Source organism: Algoriphagus ratkowskyi (genome assembly GCF_002150505.1).
GTDB lineage: Bacteria > Bacteroidota > Bacteroidia > Cytophagales > Cyclobacteriaceae > Algoriphagus > Algoriphagus ratkowskyi.
The window spans coordinates 65,389-80,195 of record NZ_MSSV01000008.1 but is presented as its reverse complement, the minus strand read 5'-3'; the positions used below and the strand labels follow the sequence as shown (position 1 = coordinate 80,195).

Below are 14,807 nucleotides of genomic sequence, written 5' to 3'. Positions count from 1 at the left end.
AAGGAATAACTTTCACCCATACGAGATTCCTCCCAATTTCCCCTTTAATTATCGGGGAAATGCCTTTAAAAATACTATTATACAAACATGAAAATCAGTATTATCAAAATCGGCGGGAATGTCATCGATTTTCCTGAAAAACTAGATGAATTTTTAGCACTATTCACCAAATTCCCCGGACACAAAATATTGGTTCACGGTGGAGGAGTTATGGCTTCACGATTTGGTGAATCACTTGGAGTAATGCCTGAAATGGTAGACGGGCGGAGGATTACTGATCAGGAAACTCTGGATGTAGTAACAATGGTCTATGCTGGTTTGATTAACAAAAACATTGTTGCTAAACTTCAAGCCCTGAAAGTAAACGCAATAGGAATGTGTGGTGCTGATGGTAATATCATCCGATCTATCAAACGCCCGGTTAAAGGAATTGATTATGGTTTTGTAGGTGATATTCAGGAAGTTAATACCCAGCTGATTGATCATTTACTTTTAGGTGATTTGCTCCCTGTGGTTAATGCGATCACTCACGATGCTAAAGGCCAATTATTAAACACAAATGCTGATAATATTGCCTCTGCCTTAGCCACCAGCCTTGCCAAAGAGCATCAAGTCAATCTTTATTTCTGTTTCAATAAGAGTGGTGTTTTGATTGATGAAAAGAATGAAAATTCTATTATTCCTATGATAAACGAGGACATTTATAAGGAACTGAAAAAAGAAAATGTTATTCACTCTGGAATGATTCCCAAGTTGGACAACGCATTTGAAGCTTTACAAAAAGGTGTCAATCACGTGTGGATTGGAAAAGCTGAGAACCTTCATTTGGCGGCAAAAGGCAAGATCTCAGGAACTACAATTGAGAGAAGTCGATATGACCTCTTTTAACTAATTAATTATATATCGATGACTCTATTTCATGATGCAGTTCAACTTCTCACCCAATTAATAGAAATCCCATCTTATTCTAAGGAAGAAAGCGCCACTGCTGAGCTTATAGAAGAATTTTTAACCACCAGAGATATAGAAGTTCATAAATCAGGTAATAACATCTGGGCTTTTGCATCTCAATTTGATAGAAATAAGCCAACTATTTGGCTTAACTCTCATCACGATACTGTAAAACCAAACGCTGGCTATACCAAGGATCCTTTTCAAGCAATCACAAAAGATGGAAAGCTTTATGGATTAGGAAGTAATGATGCTGGTGGGCCCTTAGTGAGTCTTTTGGCTGCTTTTACCCACTTCTATGACCAGGATCTTCCATTTAATCTTATTATGATTGCTTCTGCAGAAGAGGAGATTTCTGGCAAAAATGGTATTGCTTCAGTGATTGATCAGCTTCCTCCCTGTGAACTAGCGATTGTAGGTGAACCGACCTTGATGGATATGGCTGTTGCGGAAAAAGGCCTAATGGTGATAGATGCGAAAGTTTACGGAAAAGCAGGTCATGCAGCTAGAGAGGAAGGCGTAAATGCGATTTATGAAGCCTTAGAGGATTTGCAAAAGATTAGAGATTTTAGATTTGAAAAAGTTTCTAGATTCTTAGGCAAATCCAAAGTATCTGCAACAGTCATTCACTCAGGACAGCAACACAATGTGGTTCCTGATGTTTGCGAATTTGTATTAGATGTTCGCGTCACTGATTCTTATTCATTGGAAGAAGCTTTGTCGGAATTAAAAACATCTCTAAGTGCTGAGCTTTCGCCGCGCTCATTAAGACTTCAATCCTCGCAAGTCCCTGAAGGGCATTTGATTTTGAAGGTTGGCGAATACCTAGGGCTAAAGACTTATGGAAGTCCTACCCTTTCTGATCAGGCTTTGATTCCATATCCATCTGTAAAAATTGGTCCTGGGGACTCAGCACGGTCACATTCTGCAGATGAATACATTTACTTGAACGAAATTCAGAAAGGTATTGAAGGATATATCAGCATCCTTGATACCTACGCTGAGATGATTACTAAAAATATTTTAAAATGAAGCTTTGGCAAAAAGAAACTGGCAGTAAAAAGGAAGTAGAATTATTCACTATAGGTCGAGATCCAGATTTTGACATCCTATTGGCTCCATTTGATGTAATGGGATCCATGGCTCACGCCGAGATGCTTTCCACGATTGGGCTTTTGACTGCTGAGGAAAATGAGATTCTACAGATAGGTTTAAAGGATATTTATAAAGAGATTCAAGAAGGAAAGTTTGAAATTGCTCCAGGCGTGGAAGATGTTCATTCCCAAGTTGAGTTTTTGCTTACTGAGCGATTTGGTGATGTGGGCAAAAAACTACATAGTGGAAGAAGCAGAAACGATCAAGTTTTGGTGGATTTAAAGCTTTACTACAGAAATGAGATTGAGCAAATTGTTGAAGATTGCTCAGCACTTTTCACTATTCTTATTTCACTTTCTGAAAAGCATCAAAATGACCTCATGCCTGGCTATACACATACACAATTGGCTATGCCGTCTTCCTTTGGACTTTGGTTTAGCTCTTTTGCTGAAAGTTTAAGTGAGGATCTTGGTTTGCTGAAAGCTGCATTCGATCTCGCAAACAAAAATCCGTTAGGATCCGCCGCTGGATACGGTTCAAGTTTCCCATTGAACAGGACAATGACTACTGAGCTCTTAGGCTTTGCAGACTTACATCACAATGTCATCAATGCACAAAACAGTCGAGGTAAGACAGAAAGAACACTTGCGTTTGCTATGGCTGGAATAGCAGGCACTTTAAATAGAATGGCTTCCGATGTCTGTATTTTCATGAATCAGCATTTTGCTTTTATCAGTTTCCCAGATGATTTGACCACAGGAAGTAGCATTATGCCACATAAGAAGAATCCTGATGTTTTTGAATTGATCAGAGCAAAATCAAATCAAATACAATCAATACCAAATACAATTTCTCTTCTCTTATCAAATACTACAACAGGTTACCACCGAGATTTACAGCTACTAAAAGAAGAGATTTTCCCAGGAATTGAAACCTTGAAAAGCTGCCTTCAAATGACTGGATTCATGCTTAATTCAGTTACAGTCAAAGAAAACATCCTATCTGATTCCTTTTATAAGCATCTATTTTCTGTGGAAGTAGTCAATGATTTAGTACTGAGTGGTGTGCCATTTAGAGATGCTTACAAACAAGTTGGGTTAGATATTGAATCGGGTAATTTTGCACCGGATCAAACTAATCTCAAGCATACACATGAAGGAAGCATTGGTAATCTGAATCTTGATGCTATTGAGAAAAAAATGGATTTAGCGGTAAAAGAGTTTAATTTTCACACAGTTAATCAAGCAATTCAGCATCTAACAAAATAGAAATGACTTAGCTTTTTAAATATTTTGCTTAAATATTTTTAATTTAAGTCAGTTACAATTCGGTTTCTTATAACAAGTCAAGAATTAAACAATACGAATGACCACACTTTTAGGAAAGAATTTAAAATATGACCTAAACGCTAGTTTAGTGGTTTTTCTTGTTGCTTTGCCGCTGTGCTTGGGTATAGCTATTGCCAGTGGGGCACCCCCGATGTCGGGGCTTATAGCAGGGATTGTTGGAGGTATAGTAGTTGGTGCGCTATCCGGCTCACATGTAAGTGTCAGTGGTCCTGCGGCAGGCCTGACCGTGATAGTTCTCGATTCTATTAATAGCATGGGAACATTTCCTCTATTTCTAGCGACTATAGTAATTGCTGGATTGATTCAGCTTGCTCTTGGACTTGCGAAAGCTGGAGTGATTGGTTACTACTTTCCACATTCTGTTATTAAAGGAATGCTAACCGCCATCGGTTTAATCTTGATCCTCAAGCAGATTCCCCATGCTTTTGGTTATGATGTTGATTTGATGGGTGATCAAGCATTTATACAAGCTGACAACCATAATACTTTCTCGGCAATTTGGTATGCCATAAAATACCATAGTATTGGAGCCATCCCTATTGTCTTGGTTGCAATGGCAATTTTGATTCTCTTTGAAAATCCAAAAATTAAAAGTCATAAACTTTTGGGCATTGTTCCCGGAGCTCTATGGGCAGTGATTTCAGGTATTGTTATCAACTCCCTTTATGGTATTTGGAAGCCTGAATGGCAGCTTGGTGGAGACCATCTGGTAAACATTCCTGTTTTGGAGAATCTAGGTCAGATTGGTAATCTTATGACCTTCCCGGATTTCTCCATGATTGGCGAGGGTACTTTTTGGATAGTAGCGGCAACAATTGCCATAATTGGTAGTCTGGAAACATTGCTGAGTATTGACGCATCTGACAAACTTGACCCCTATAAAAGAACCAGCCCTCCAAGTAAAGAATTAGTAGCACAAGGAATTGGAAATACATTGTCTGGTTTGATAGGTGGGCTTCCAGTGACTGCAGTGATCGTAAGAAGCTCTGCAAATGTCGCATCGGGCGCTAAGACTAAAATGTCTGCAATTTTCCATGGTGTGTTATTGATGATTCTAGTCCTAGCCATTCCTAATGTATTAAATCTGATACCTCTTAGTTGTCTTGCGGCAGTTTTGTTTATCGTAGGATACAAATTAGCCAAGCCTTCGATCTTCATAAGTATTTATAAGAACGGTTGGGATCAGTTTATACCGTTCATCGTCACAGTAGTTGCGATTCTATTTACAGACCTTTTAGTCGGTATAGGAATAGGAATGGTTTTCGGATTATTCTTTGTTATAAAGACAAATTTTGTTCATGCCGTAACCTTAACAGAACTGAATGGAAATTACCTTGTTCAGCTACATAAAGATGTCTCATTTCTAAATAAGGCTTTATTAATGAAAAATCTAGAAAAGATTCCAGCTGAAAGTAAGGTAATCATCAATGCCCAAAAGGCTCAATTTATTGATCATGATATCCAAGAGGTTTTGAACGACTTTATCGCTTCAAGCCCAGATAAAAAGATTAAAGTAACAGTTATAGGTTTAAATTATAAAATACACCAAAAAATATGAGCCCTTACGAGAAATTACTGATACAAAACAAAGCGTGGTCAGTTGAACAACAGTTAACAGACGCTAATTTTTTTGGGAAATTAGAAAAGCAGCAATCACCAAAATTTCTTTGGATCGGATGTTCTGACAGTAGAGTTCCTGCTAATCAAATCACGGGTACAGATCCTGGTGAGATATTCGTTCACCGTAACATAGCCAATATGGTCGTTCACACAGATGTCAATTTGTTGAGCGTTTTGGAATATGCAGTAGTTGTATTGAAAGTAGAGCATATCATCGTGTGCGGACACTATGGCTGTGGAGGAATTGATGCTGCTTTGGGCAATAAAAGTTATGGAATAATTAATAAATGGCTCCTCAATATCAAAGAAATATATAATACCCATCAACAAGAAATTAATGCGTTAGAAGTTCATGAAGACAAAGTAAATCGACTTGTAGAGCTCAACGTGATTGAACAATGTCAACATTTAATTAAAACTTCTACGATTCAAAAAGCTTGGAAAAATAGAAACGCACCTACTATCCATGGTTGGGCTTACGGTCTGAAAAATGGTCTAGTTAATGAATTGGTCAATATTGAACCGAATTTCGAAAACATCAATCCTATCTTCAGATACGATCTAGATCAATTAAATAATTAATAGTAGTTTTTTGTATCGTGAGTGAAAAATCATTTTGTTTTATCACTCACGATTTCTTTCTTTGCATCATCCTTTCACTTTTAGTGCTCGGATTTATATAGAAGAGGCGAGAGACAGGCTCATCGACCCTCTGGCAACCTGGAAAGTCCAAGGTGCCAATTCCTGCCAAATGAGATAATCTTATTTGGAACTATAAGTTCATTCGCATATGCACCTAGGATTTCCTCTTTCTCTCTTATCTCTTCAGATTTCATTTTCGGTCAAGCTATTTGCTTACCTCTGGCAAGCTATGCCTTATATGGACTAGCCTATTTTATTAATAGCTAGCTTCTGTATTTTCTCACGTTTTTCAAACCATAAATCCTAAAAACCATGTCTAAAAATCTTCATTTCGACACACTACAAGTTCACGCAGGGCAAGAACCTGATCCAACGACAAATTCACGTGCTGTCCCACTATATCAAACTACATCCTATGTCTTCAATTCCGCAGAGCATGGCGCAAACCTTTTTGGACTAAAGGAATTTGGGAATATTTACACCCGTATTATGAATCCAACTACGGATGTTTTTGAGAAAAGACTTGCTGCGCTAGAAGGAGGAGTGGCAGCCGTAGCTACTAGCTCAGGCATGGCAGCACAATTTTTGGCTATTACGAATATCATGGAAGCTGGAGAGAATTTTGTTTCGAGCCCATACCTTTATGGTGGTACTTTCAACCAATTTAAGGTTTCATTTAAAAAAATAGGGATTGAAGCAAGGTTTGCAAAAGGTAAAAACCCTGCTGATTTCGAGGCACAAATAGATGATAAAACAAAAGCAATCTACTTGGAGACAATAGGAAACCCTGAATTTAATATTCCAGATTTTGAGGCAATTGCTGCCATTGCTAAAAAGCATGGCATTCCATTGATCGTTGATAATACCTTCGGAGCAGGTGGGTATTTATGTCAGCCTATCGCTCATGGAGCTAACGTAGTCACTTCATCCGCTACCAAATGGATCGGTGGTCATGGGACCTCCATCGGAGGAATCATCGTCGATGGAGGCAACTTTAACTGGGGAAATGGCAAGTTTAAGCAATTCTCAGAGCCTTCAGAAGGATATCATGGCTTGAATTTCTGGGAGGTATTTGGAGAAAACAACCCTTTAGGACTTCCTAATATTGCTTTTGCAATTCGTGCAAGAGTAGAGGGACTTCGGGATTTTGGACCTGCAATCAGTCCATTTAATTCATTCCTTTTACTACAGGGAATAGAGACTCTATCTCTTAGAGTAAAGAAAACAGTAGAAAATACACTGGCTTTAGCTCAATGGCTAGAAGCGCACCCTAAAGTGCAAAAAGTGAATTACCCAGGATTAGCATCCTCTCCATACCATGATTTGGCGAAGAAATACTTAACAAATGGCTTTGGTGGTGTCCTAAGTTTCGAGCTGAAAGGCGACAAAGAGCAAGCTTCAGCTCTGATCAATAATCTTGAGCTGATCTCTCACCTAGCCAATGTAGGTGATGCTAAGACACTGATTATCCAGCCTGCTGCCACTACCCACCAGCAACTATCTGATGCCGATCAAATCGCCGCTGGTGTCACTCCTACTCAGTTGAGAATCTCCTGTGGTATCGAACACATCGAGGACATCAAGTCGGATCTGCAACAAGCTTTCGATAAAATCTAATTCAAAAAATGAATCTTAAAAGTCAGTACGCTTCGATTACCATGACCCAGGACATATTTCATTCTAGCTTGCCTTTACACTTGGAATCAGGAGAAATTCTCCCTGAATTTGACTTAGGCTATACCACCTATGGTCAGCTCAATGCAGATAAATCAAATGTGATCTGGGTTATACATGCGCTTACAGGAGATTCCAATGCTCAAGAATGGTGGAATGGTTTGATAGGTGAGGATAAGTTTTTCGATCCATCAAATCATTTTATCATCTGTGCAAATCTTTTAGGTTCTTGCTACGGCTCTACTCAGCCTTTTAGTGAGAATCCCATAACTGGTAAGCCCTACTATTATAAATTCCCACAGATGACGACCAGAGACCTAGCTCAAGGGTTGGAGAGATTGAGGATTCATTTGAAAATAGAATACATTCATAGTCTTATCGGTGGATCACTAGGAGGTCAAGTTGGACTGGAATGGGCATACCTATTGGAGAACAAGCTGAAAAACGCAATCATTTTAGCATCTACGGCCAAAACAAAACCTTGGGTAATCGGCTTCAATGAAACCCAGCGAATGGCAATAGAGTCAGACTGCACCTGGGGTGAATTTCATGAGCGGGCTGGTCAAAAAGGCTTGGAAACTGCACGTGCTATTGCAATGCTCACTTATAGACATCCACTTGACCTGGAAACCAAACAATCAGATCAATCTAATAAGTTAGATGATTTTCGTGCTGCATCATATCTTAGATATCAAGGTCAAAAGTTAGCAAAACGGTTTAACGCGCTCTCCTACTGGACCCTTAGCAAGACTATGGATTGTCATGATTTGGGCAGAAACCGAGGTGGATCAGAGGAAGCTTTATCAAAAATTCTGGCAAATGTTTTAGCGATTGGAGTAAATTCAGATTTGCTTTTTCTTCCTTCAGAGTCACAATTTATTAGCCAACATGTGAGCAGAGGAACTTATAAAGAAATCAGCTCTAATGCTGGCCACGACGCCTTTCTGATTGAATTTGAGCAATTATCCTATATACTGAAGTCATTTTATTTGCAACAAAAAAATTAGTAAGTATTCAGAAAAAAAATAAAGAATTGCTTCGAATTTGGTCTTAGTGATGAATGGAGCTTTTTTTGGTTAAAAAGCTTTTAAGAGAAATGGAAATTAATAAGGCAGTATCCTCTGCCTTATTTTTTTACTCTATTCCATTCTACTGTGCGGCTCACCCATGACTCTCCTAAGAATCCTTTGATTTCAAGAATATCTTTCTTTTTGAGCTGCAGTTCGCATGCATAACTGATACCAGATTTCGGATCGTAGATCTTACCCTCTGACCAAATTCCATTATTAAATTCCAAACCTTCCAAAATCGTAAGTCCCATCAATGGACGATTTCTTAAGCTGGTATCTGAGTTCACCAAATCTAAATAAGTCTCGGGATCACCCTCTTCATACTTTATCCATATGATTTTCCCGATTAGCTGATCGTCTTTCTCAAGTATCTCAATTTGGGTAGTTTTTTGACTATTAAACCACACTCCCAAGATCTTAGAGTTGGATTGAGCTTGCGTAGGCTCCAAGCCTATACCTAGTGAAAAAAAGCATATTAAAGCGAATAGATAAGGTTTCATGGAGACTTGATTTTATTAAACTTACGACAAGGTAGCTTCATAGTAATGTCACTTAGTCCTAAAACCATACCAAAGCACTTTTTGATTTAAGCATTAACCTTCCATTCTATTTCCAAAAACTCCTCTCTATTTTACTTTAATTTATAGGTACAAAGAGTATTCAAAAATATTCATTCGACTAGTGAATTAGTATTCACTATATGCTTAAACTATCTGATTAATAAAAAAACTGAATAAATTATGCTTGAAATCCTTTCTTAGGAATAGATTGGCAATATCCTTGGAGTAGCTTACTTTTGAGCAGAAAACATAATCTATGGCCAATTATCCACGAAAGAAAAAGACACTTGGGCACTTCAAATTCGGAAGTGTTCTCTTCAGCACTACCTTATCACTTTTTATAGTAGGCCTTTTCGGAGTAATCTTAATTCAGGCGAGAACGCTTACAAGTATGATTCGAGAGAATATCGAGGTTCAAGTATTTTTAGAAAAAAATCTAGAGCAAAAAGAACTTGATATAATCCACGATAACCTTGGTGCACGCTCTTTTATTTTACAGAAAGGTGACACATTAAATCTCAAATTTGTTTCAGATGAAGAAGCGGCCGCAACTTTTATCGAAAGCACAGGAGAAGATTTCACTCAATTTCTGGAAGACAATCCATTACGTGATAGTTTCGTGTTGACAATTGCTGAAGAATTTCAAACCTCAGAGCAGCTAGAGGCTATCGTGAAAGAGATTGAGGCTATCCCAGGTGTATTTGAGGTGTCCTATATGACAGATTTAGTCGATTCTATCAATAAAAATTTGGTCAAAGTAAGTTTGGTACTGGGTGGATTTATATTGATTTTGATTATTACAGTTGTCATGTTGATTAACAATACGATCAGACTTGCTCTTTTCTCTCAGCGTTTCCTGATTCGCTCTATGCAATTAGTAGGAGCTACTAGAGGTTTTATCAGAAAGCCATTTCTGTCCAGAGCCTTTCTATTTGGGATGTTAGCAGGAGGTTTTGCCTCTGTTATACTATTTGCTTTAGTGAAATATACCCAAGCAAATATCGAAGGATTCGCAATGCTTCAAAATCAGCAACTGTTGCTTTTGCTTTTTGGAATATTGATTTCAGTGGGAGGAATTCTTTCTGTATTGAGTACCTTGCGCGCAGTGAATAAGTATTTAAATATGTCCTTGGACGAACTCTATTAAAATAATGAGCAAATCTTCATTCCCTTTTTCCAGAAAAAATTACAAGTTAATGTTCATCGGGATAGCTATGATCGTTCTTGGCTTTGTGGTCATAGGTCTAGACAGTGATCCACATGGTAACGGTGTATTAGGATTAACTATCGGCCCAATCCTTACACTGGGAGGATTTATTTTTCAGTTTTACGCCATTTTCTCCAAAACTGAAAGTAATTAAGCGTGGAAATTATTGATGCTATTATCCTTGGAATTATTCAAGGGTTGACGGAATTTTTACCAGTTTCTTCTAGTGGTCACTTAGAACTGGGTAAGGCTATTTTGGGAGAAAGCAAAATGCCTGCAGAAGGTTTAATGTTTACTGTAGTTGTTCATTTTGCAACCGCATTAAGTACTATTGTTGTTTTCCGAAAAGATATTGCAGAAATCTTTAGAGGTTTATTCAAATTTGAATGGAACAGCGAAACGCAATTTGCGTCTAAAATAGTGCTGTCAATGATTCCCGCAGCCATAGTAGGAATCATTTTTGAAGAGCAATTAGAGACATTATTTGGAGGACAGATCGTATTTGTGGGGTTTATGCTCATTTTGACCGCTGTTCTTCTTTATCTAGCTGACAAAGCAAAATTCACTAACCAACCAGTGACCTTCGGTCAAGCACTTATCATAGGTATAGCACAGGCTATTGCAATACTTCCTGGCATTTCACGCTCAGGAGCCACCATTTCCACGTCTGTTCTTCTAGGTATAGACAAGGAGAAAGCGGCAAGATTCTCTTTTCTGATGGTAGTACCATTAATCTTAGGCAAAATTGCCAAGGATATTTTGGGAGGCGATCTTTCTTTAGATACTGAGGGATTTGGATACTTAGCTGCTGGATTTATTGCTGCGTTTATTGCTGGTATTGCAGCATGTACTTGGATGATAAAACTCGTTAAAAACAGTAAGCTCAGCTATTTTTCCATCTACTGCTTGGTAGTTGGTGTGATTGCAATTGTAGCTGGACTATACTTATAAAATGGAAGAGCCTTACGGAGAAGTATTCTTGATAGATAAACCATTCGAATGGACATCTTTTGATGTAGTTAGAAAAGTTCGAAATGCACTCCGAATTAAGAAAGTGGGTCATGCTGGCACACTTGATCCCTTAGCAACAGGCCTTCTAATCGTTTGTGCTGGGAAAATGACCAAACAAATAGACTCTTTCATGGGTCAAGAGAAGGAATACACTGGCACTTTCGTAATCGGAGCGACTACAGATTCTTTTGATTTAGAGCAACCTATTGTACCAGTAGCAGATCCCTCCCAAATTACTTTGGAGCAGGTAAGTCAAGCCGTAGCTGAGCTAACTGGAGATATTTTGCAAATTCCACCTATGCATTCCGCTATTAAAGTAGATGGTAAGCGAGTGTATGAATCTGCTAGACAGGGCAAAGTGGTGAAGATGGACCCACGTCCTGTCACTGTGAGTGAATTCGAAATTACCAAATTTGAAAATCCAATTATAGAGTTCAGAATTGTTTGCTCCAAGGGAACCTACATCAGAAGCCTGGCAAGAGATCTAGGTGAAAAATTGAATGTTGGGGCGTACATGAGTTCGCTTTGCAGAACTAGAATTGGTAATTTCAAACTTTCTGATGCTCATGAGCTTTTGCATCTGGTAGAGGAAATCAAAGCAAGAACAAATGAAGATCTATGAAGGCTTAAGAGATTTCCCAAAGCTCTCCAACGCGGTAGTTACTAGCGGGACATTTGACGGAGTGCATCTGGGGCATCAAAAAATCCTTCATCGTATCCGTGAAATTGCTCGCTCAATCAATGGAGAGACAGTTTTAATCACTTATTGGCCACATCCCAGGCTTGTACTTTATCCAGATGAGCATAACCTGAGGCTTTTAAGCACTTTTGAGGAGAAAGCAAAGTTGCTTCGTGAGGCAGGTATTGACCATTTGGTCACGATTCCTTTTACCAAAGAGTTTTCACAACTTACATCCAAAGAATTTATTGAGTCCGTACTGGTAGACACCATTCAAACCAAGAAATTGGTCATAGGCTACGATCATAGATTTGGAAAAAACAGAGAGGGTAGCTTCGAATACCTTCAAGCTCATCATGCCAAATACGGATTTGATCTCGAAGAAATCTCCAGGCAAGATGTGGAAGATATCGGTGTATCTAGCACCAAAATTCGCCATGCATTAGCCACTAGCGATATAGCTAATGCTATTAATTACCTCGGTAGACCTTACGAATTAAATGGTTTGGTGATCAAAGGACAGCAAATTGGCAGATCTATTGGCTTCCCAACAGCAAATATTCACATACCCAATGATTACAAACTAATCCCCAAAGATGGCGTTTATGCTGTTGAGGCTTTAGTGCATGGATCTCTCTACAAAGCCATGCTTAATATAGGTAATAGACCAACAGTAAACGGGACTAAAAGAACTGTAGAAGCCAATTTATTTGACTTTCAAGGAGATTTGTACGACAAACAAATCACTATTTATATCAAAGCTTTCATACGAGAGGAGCAAAAGTTTGATGGATTAGAATCGTTGAAAGCACAACTATATTTAGATCAAAAGAATGCAAAGAATTTGCTATAAACCCAAAATATATGATTGACAAGACTGTAAAAAATGCCTTTGAAGCAGTAGCTGATATTCCCAGTAATTGCATGCTGATGATGGGAGGCTTTGGACTGACTGGAATACCCGAAAATTGCATTTCAGCAATATTAGAAAAGGACATTTCTGGATTGACTATCGTTTCCAACAATGCTGGTGTAGATGATTTCGGGATAGGTCTTTTGCTAAAAAAGCGAATGGTAAAAAAAATGATTTCAAGCTATGTAGGAGAAAATGCTGAGTTTGAAAGACAATTGCTAAGTGGAGAGCTAGAAGTAGATTTGATCCCACAAGGAACCCTTGCAGAGCGAGTAAGAGCAGGTGGTGCCGGTATTCCTGCATTCTTTACTCCAGCTGGAGTAGGAACAGAGGTTGCTGAAGGCAAAGAATCCCGAGAGTTTGATGGGAAAATGTATCTGCTAGAGAGTTGGTTGAAAGCTGATTTTTCTATAGTCAAAGCTTGGAAAGGTGATACAGCGGGTAATTTAATTTTTAAAGGAACAGCAAGGAATTTCAACCCATTAATGGCAGCAGCAGGTAAAATTTGCATTGCTGAAGTGGAAGAATTGGTGGAAGCTGGTGAACTCAATCCAAATGAGATTCATACTCCAGGTATCTATGTTCAACGGATTTTCCAAGGAAGCAATTACGAGAAGAGAATAGAACAAAGGACTGTCTCAAAATAACTTTTGAAAGTCTAAATTTTGAATTTCCTCATCCATCTCTGACTTTAAAACCAACCCAAAATGCTTACAAAAGATCAAATAGCTCAGCGAATCGCTAAAGAAGTGAAAAATGGGCAATACATAAATTTAGGAATTGGAATTCCAACCTTAGTTGCCAATTACATTCCGGCCAACTTAGAGGTAGTCCTTCAATCCGAGAATGGATTGCTCGGAATTGGCCCCTTCCCTACCGAAGATCAAATAGATCCAGACCTCATCAATGCAGGGAAGCAAACCGTGACTATGGCAAAAGGATCAGCACTATTCAATTCTGCAGAATCCTTTGGGATGATTCGTGGCGGGCATGTTCATCTGACCATTTTGGGAGCTATGGAAGTATCCGAAAACGGAGATATTGCCAACTGGAAAATTCCTGGAAAAATGGTTAAAGGAATGGGTGGAGCTATGGACTTAGTCGCTTCTGCAGACAATATTATAGTAGCAATGCAGCATTGTTCACGATCTGGAGAATCAAAACTGCTCTCCGAATGCTCACTTCCTATCACAGGAATCCGCTGTGTGAAGAAAATAGTAACAGATCTTGCCGTGCTTGAAATAGCTAAAGAAGGAGGATTTATACTTCTGGAAAGAGCACCTGGGATTTCAGTAGAAGAAATCAAATCCAAAACTGCTGGCAAACTGATTATTGATGGTGAAATTCCTGAAATGGTATTTGAGTAAATTCAGCATAAAGGAACTCAGGCAGCAGTCATTCAGTTACCCAGATTAATTTTGCTTGAAAAAGACATGGTTCCATTGCAATCAAACTATAATTCATGAGATCAAGCATGACTTATAAGGGCATACCTAGAGATGATTATTCAATGCAAGATTCCTCCCGATAGTTATCGGTATAATATTGAAAAACAAAACAACAGATGAAAAACTCAGAGATCAAATTCCAAGTCGACTTAGATGAAAACAGTTTCCCAAAATCAATCAAGTGGGATGCATCTGATAAAGAAGGTTCAGGACTAGAGGATACAAAAAGCATAAGTCTTAACGTATGGGACAATCAAAACCATAGCACACTCAGGATCGATCTATGGACTGAAGAAATGTCAGTGGTAGAAATGAAACGCTTTTACATAGATATCTTAGGCGGAATGGCACAAACTATTTTAAATAGCACTGCAGACGAATACATGTCAGAGGAGATAAAAGAGCTTTGTGATCGTATGGTAAAGCATGTAAACGAAGAAAATAAAGCAGGTTAATTCTGTCTAACTAAGCTCAAAAGTCCAGCAATGCTGGACTTTTTTGTTTTTAATTCAATTATTACTTTAAATTATAATTTTCGAATCTATAATGAAACTCTAGACTGGTTTGATGATTCATAATAAAAACATC

The 14,807-nt window shown here is 38.4% G+C and carries 16 protein-coding genes and 1 riboswitch; of the genes, 15 read left to right on the top strand and 1 reads right to left on the bottom strand.

All coding sequences use genetic code 11. From position 1 onward, the window contains the following. Window positions 1-87 precede the first annotated feature (87 nt). From argB to BVH02_RS10235, 7 genes are all read left to right on the top strand, one after another. The gene (argB, locus tag BVH02_RS10265; protein ID WP_086501361.1) at window positions 88-888 is read left to right on the top strand and encodes an acetylglutamate kinase; all 801 of its coding nucleotides are present in this window, start codon (window positions 88-90) and stop codon (window positions 886-888) included. Window positions 889-906: 18 nt separating this feature from the next. Then, entirely contained in the window at window positions 907-1,983 is a 1,077-nt protein-coding gene (locus BVH02_RS10260) for a M20 family metallo-hydrolase (RefSeq protein ID WP_086501360.1), read from the top strand. Continuing rightward, a complete protein-coding gene (gene argH / locus BVH02_RS10255; RefSeq protein WP_086501359.1) occupies window positions 1,980-3,314 on the top strand; it encodes an argininosuccinate lyase in 1,335 nt (444 codons plus the stop codon). The genes BVH02_RS10260 and argH overlap by 4 nt, the downstream gene beginning before the upstream one ends. A 97-nt stretch (window positions 3,315-3,411) precedes the next feature. Next, window positions 3,412-4,953, top strand: a complete 1,542-nt coding sequence (locus BVH02_RS10250) for a SulP family inorganic anion transporter (protein ID WP_086501358.1) — start codon at window positions 3,412-3,414, stop codon at window positions 4,951-4,953. Then, window positions 4,950-5,597, top strand: coding sequence for a carbonic anhydrase (locus BVH02_RS10245; protein WP_086501357.1), 648 nt, complete (start codon window positions 4,950-4,952; stop codon window positions 5,595-5,597). The genes BVH02_RS10250 and BVH02_RS10245 overlap by 4 nt, the downstream gene beginning before the upstream one ends. Before the next feature lie 90 nt (window positions 5,598-5,687). Further along, window positions 5,688-5,796: riboswitch (SAM riboswitch) on the top strand. Window positions 5,797-5,969: 173 nt separating this feature from the next. Next, on the top strand, window positions 5,970-7,274 hold the full coding sequence (locus BVH02_RS10240; RefSeq protein WP_086501356.1) for an O-acetylhomoserine aminocarboxypropyltransferase/cysteine synthase family protein: 1,305 nt from the start codon (window positions 5,970-5,972) through the stop codon (window positions 7,272-7,274). 8 nt (window positions 7,275-7,282) lie between these two features. Then, window positions 7,283-8,338, top strand: coding sequence for a homoserine O-acetyltransferase family protein (locus BVH02_RS10235; protein WP_086501355.1), 1,056 nt, complete (start codon window positions 7,283-7,285; stop codon window positions 8,336-8,338). Window positions 8,339-8,457: 119 nt separating this feature from the next. On the opposite strand, the gene BVH02_RS10230 is transcribed toward BVH02_RS10235, so the two are convergent. After that, complete coding sequence (locus BVH02_RS10230; RefSeq protein ID WP_086501354.1) at window positions 8,458-8,901, bottom strand: DUF2147 domain-containing protein; 444 nt, start codon at window positions 8,899-8,901, stop codon at window positions 8,458-8,460. Window positions 8,902-9,217: 316 nt separating this feature from the next. On the opposite strand from BVH02_RS10230, the gene BVH02_RS10225 reads away from it, so the two are divergent. The 8 genes from BVH02_RS10225 (at window position 9,218) to gldC (ending at window position 14,674) form a co-directional block, all read left to right on the top strand. After that, complete coding sequence (locus BVH02_RS10225) at window positions 9,218-10,108, top strand: cell division protein FtsX (protein WP_086501353.1); 891 nt, start codon at window positions 9,218-9,220, stop codon at window positions 10,106-10,108. A 4-nt stretch (window positions 10,109-10,112) separates the two neighbouring features. Then, entirely contained in the window at window positions 10,113-10,322 is a 210-nt protein-coding gene (locus tag BVH02_RS10220; protein WP_086501352.1) for a DUF3098 domain-containing protein, read from the top strand. Window positions 10,323-10,324: 2 nt separating this feature from the next. Beyond that, the gene (locus tag BVH02_RS10215; protein ID WP_086501351.1) at window positions 10,325-11,119 is read left to right on the top strand and encodes an undecaprenyl-diphosphate phosphatase; all 795 of its coding nucleotides are present in this window, start codon (window positions 10,325-10,327) and stop codon (window positions 11,117-11,119) included. A gap of 1 nt (window position 11,120) precedes the next feature. Continuing rightward, entirely contained in the window at window positions 11,121-11,801 is a 681-nt protein-coding gene (gene truB, locus BVH02_RS10210) for a tRNA pseudouridine(55) synthase TruB (RefSeq protein WP_086501350.1), read from the top strand. Beyond that, entirely contained in the window at window positions 11,788-12,711 is a 924-nt protein-coding gene (locus tag BVH02_RS10205) for a bifunctional riboflavin kinase/FAD synthetase (RefSeq protein WP_086501349.1), read from the top strand. The genes truB and BVH02_RS10205 overlap by 14 nt, the downstream gene beginning before the upstream one ends. Before the next feature lie 11 nt (window positions 12,712-12,722). Continuing rightward, window positions 12,723-13,418: a CoA transferase subunit A gene (locus BVH02_RS10200; RefSeq protein ID WP_086501348.1), complete on the top strand. Its 696-nt coding sequence runs from the start codon at window positions 12,723-12,725 to the stop codon at window positions 13,416-13,418. A 60-nt stretch (window positions 13,419-13,478) separates the two neighbouring features. Then, a complete protein-coding gene (locus BVH02_RS10195) occupies window positions 13,479-14,138 on the top strand; it encodes a 3-oxoacid CoA-transferase subunit B (RefSeq protein ID WP_086501347.1) in 660 nt (219 codons plus the stop codon). A 197-nt stretch (window positions 14,139-14,335) separates the two neighbouring features. Beyond that, window positions 14,336-14,674 carry a gliding motility protein GldC gene (gene gldC / locus BVH02_RS10190; protein ID WP_086501346.1) on the top strand — a complete coding sequence of 113 codons (339 nt, stop codon included), beginning with the start codon at window positions 14,336-14,338 and terminating at the stop codon, window positions 14,672-14,674. The last annotated feature ends 133 nt before the right edge of the window (window positions 14,675-14,807 follow it).

Coding starts and splice junctions, on each gene's coding strand:
- BVH02_RS10240 (WP_086501356.1), top strand. CDS start 5,970: ATGTCTAAAAATCTTCATTTCGACACACTACAAGTTCACGCAGGGCAA.
- BVH02_RS10260 (WP_086501360.1), top strand. CDS start 907: ATGACTCTATTTCATGATGCAGTTCAACTTCTCACCCAATTAATAGAA.
- BVH02_RS10250 (WP_086501358.1), top strand. CDS start 3,412: ATGACCACACTTTTAGGAAAGAATTTAAAATATGACCTAAACGCTAGT.
- gldC (WP_086501346.1), top strand. CDS start 14,336: ATGAAAAACTCAGAGATCAAATTCCAAGTCGACTTAGATGAAAACAGT.
- BVH02_RS10220 (WP_086501352.1), top strand. CDS start 10,113: ATGAGCAAATCTTCATTCCCTTTTTCCAGAAAAAATTACAAGTTAATG.
- argB (WP_086501361.1), top strand. CDS start 88: ATGAAAATCAGTATTATCAAAATCGGCGGGAATGTCATCGATTTTCCT.
- BVH02_RS10195 (WP_086501347.1), top strand. CDS start 13,479: ATGCTTACAAAAGATCAAATAGCTCAGCGAATCGCTAAAGAAGTGAAA.
- BVH02_RS10235 (WP_086501355.1), top strand. CDS start 7,283: ATGAATCTTAAAAGTCAGTACGCTTCGATTACCATGACCCAGGACATA.
- argH (WP_086501359.1), top strand. CDS start 1,980: ATGAAGCTTTGGCAAAAAGAAACTGGCAGTAAAAAGGAAGTAGAATTA.
- BVH02_RS10200 (WP_086501348.1), top strand. CDS start 12,723: ATGATTGACAAGACTGTAAAAAATGCCTTTGAAGCAGTAGCTGATATT.
- BVH02_RS10225 (WP_086501353.1), top strand. CDS start 9,218: ATGGCCAATTATCCACGAAAGAAAAAGACACTTGGGCACTTCAAATTC.
- BVH02_RS10205 (WP_086501349.1), top strand. CDS start 11,788: ATGAAGATCTATGAAGGCTTAAGAGATTTCCCAAAGCTCTCCAACGCG.
- truB (WP_086501350.1), top strand. CDS start 11,121: ATGGAAGAGCCTTACGGAGAAGTATTCTTGATAGATAAACCATTCGAA.
- BVH02_RS10245 (WP_086501357.1), top strand. CDS start 4,950: ATGAGCCCTTACGAGAAATTACTGATACAAAACAAAGCGTGGTCAGTT.
- BVH02_RS10230 (WP_086501354.1), bottom strand. CDS start 8,901: ATGAAACCTTATCTATTCGCTTTAATATGCTTTTTTTCACTAGGTATA.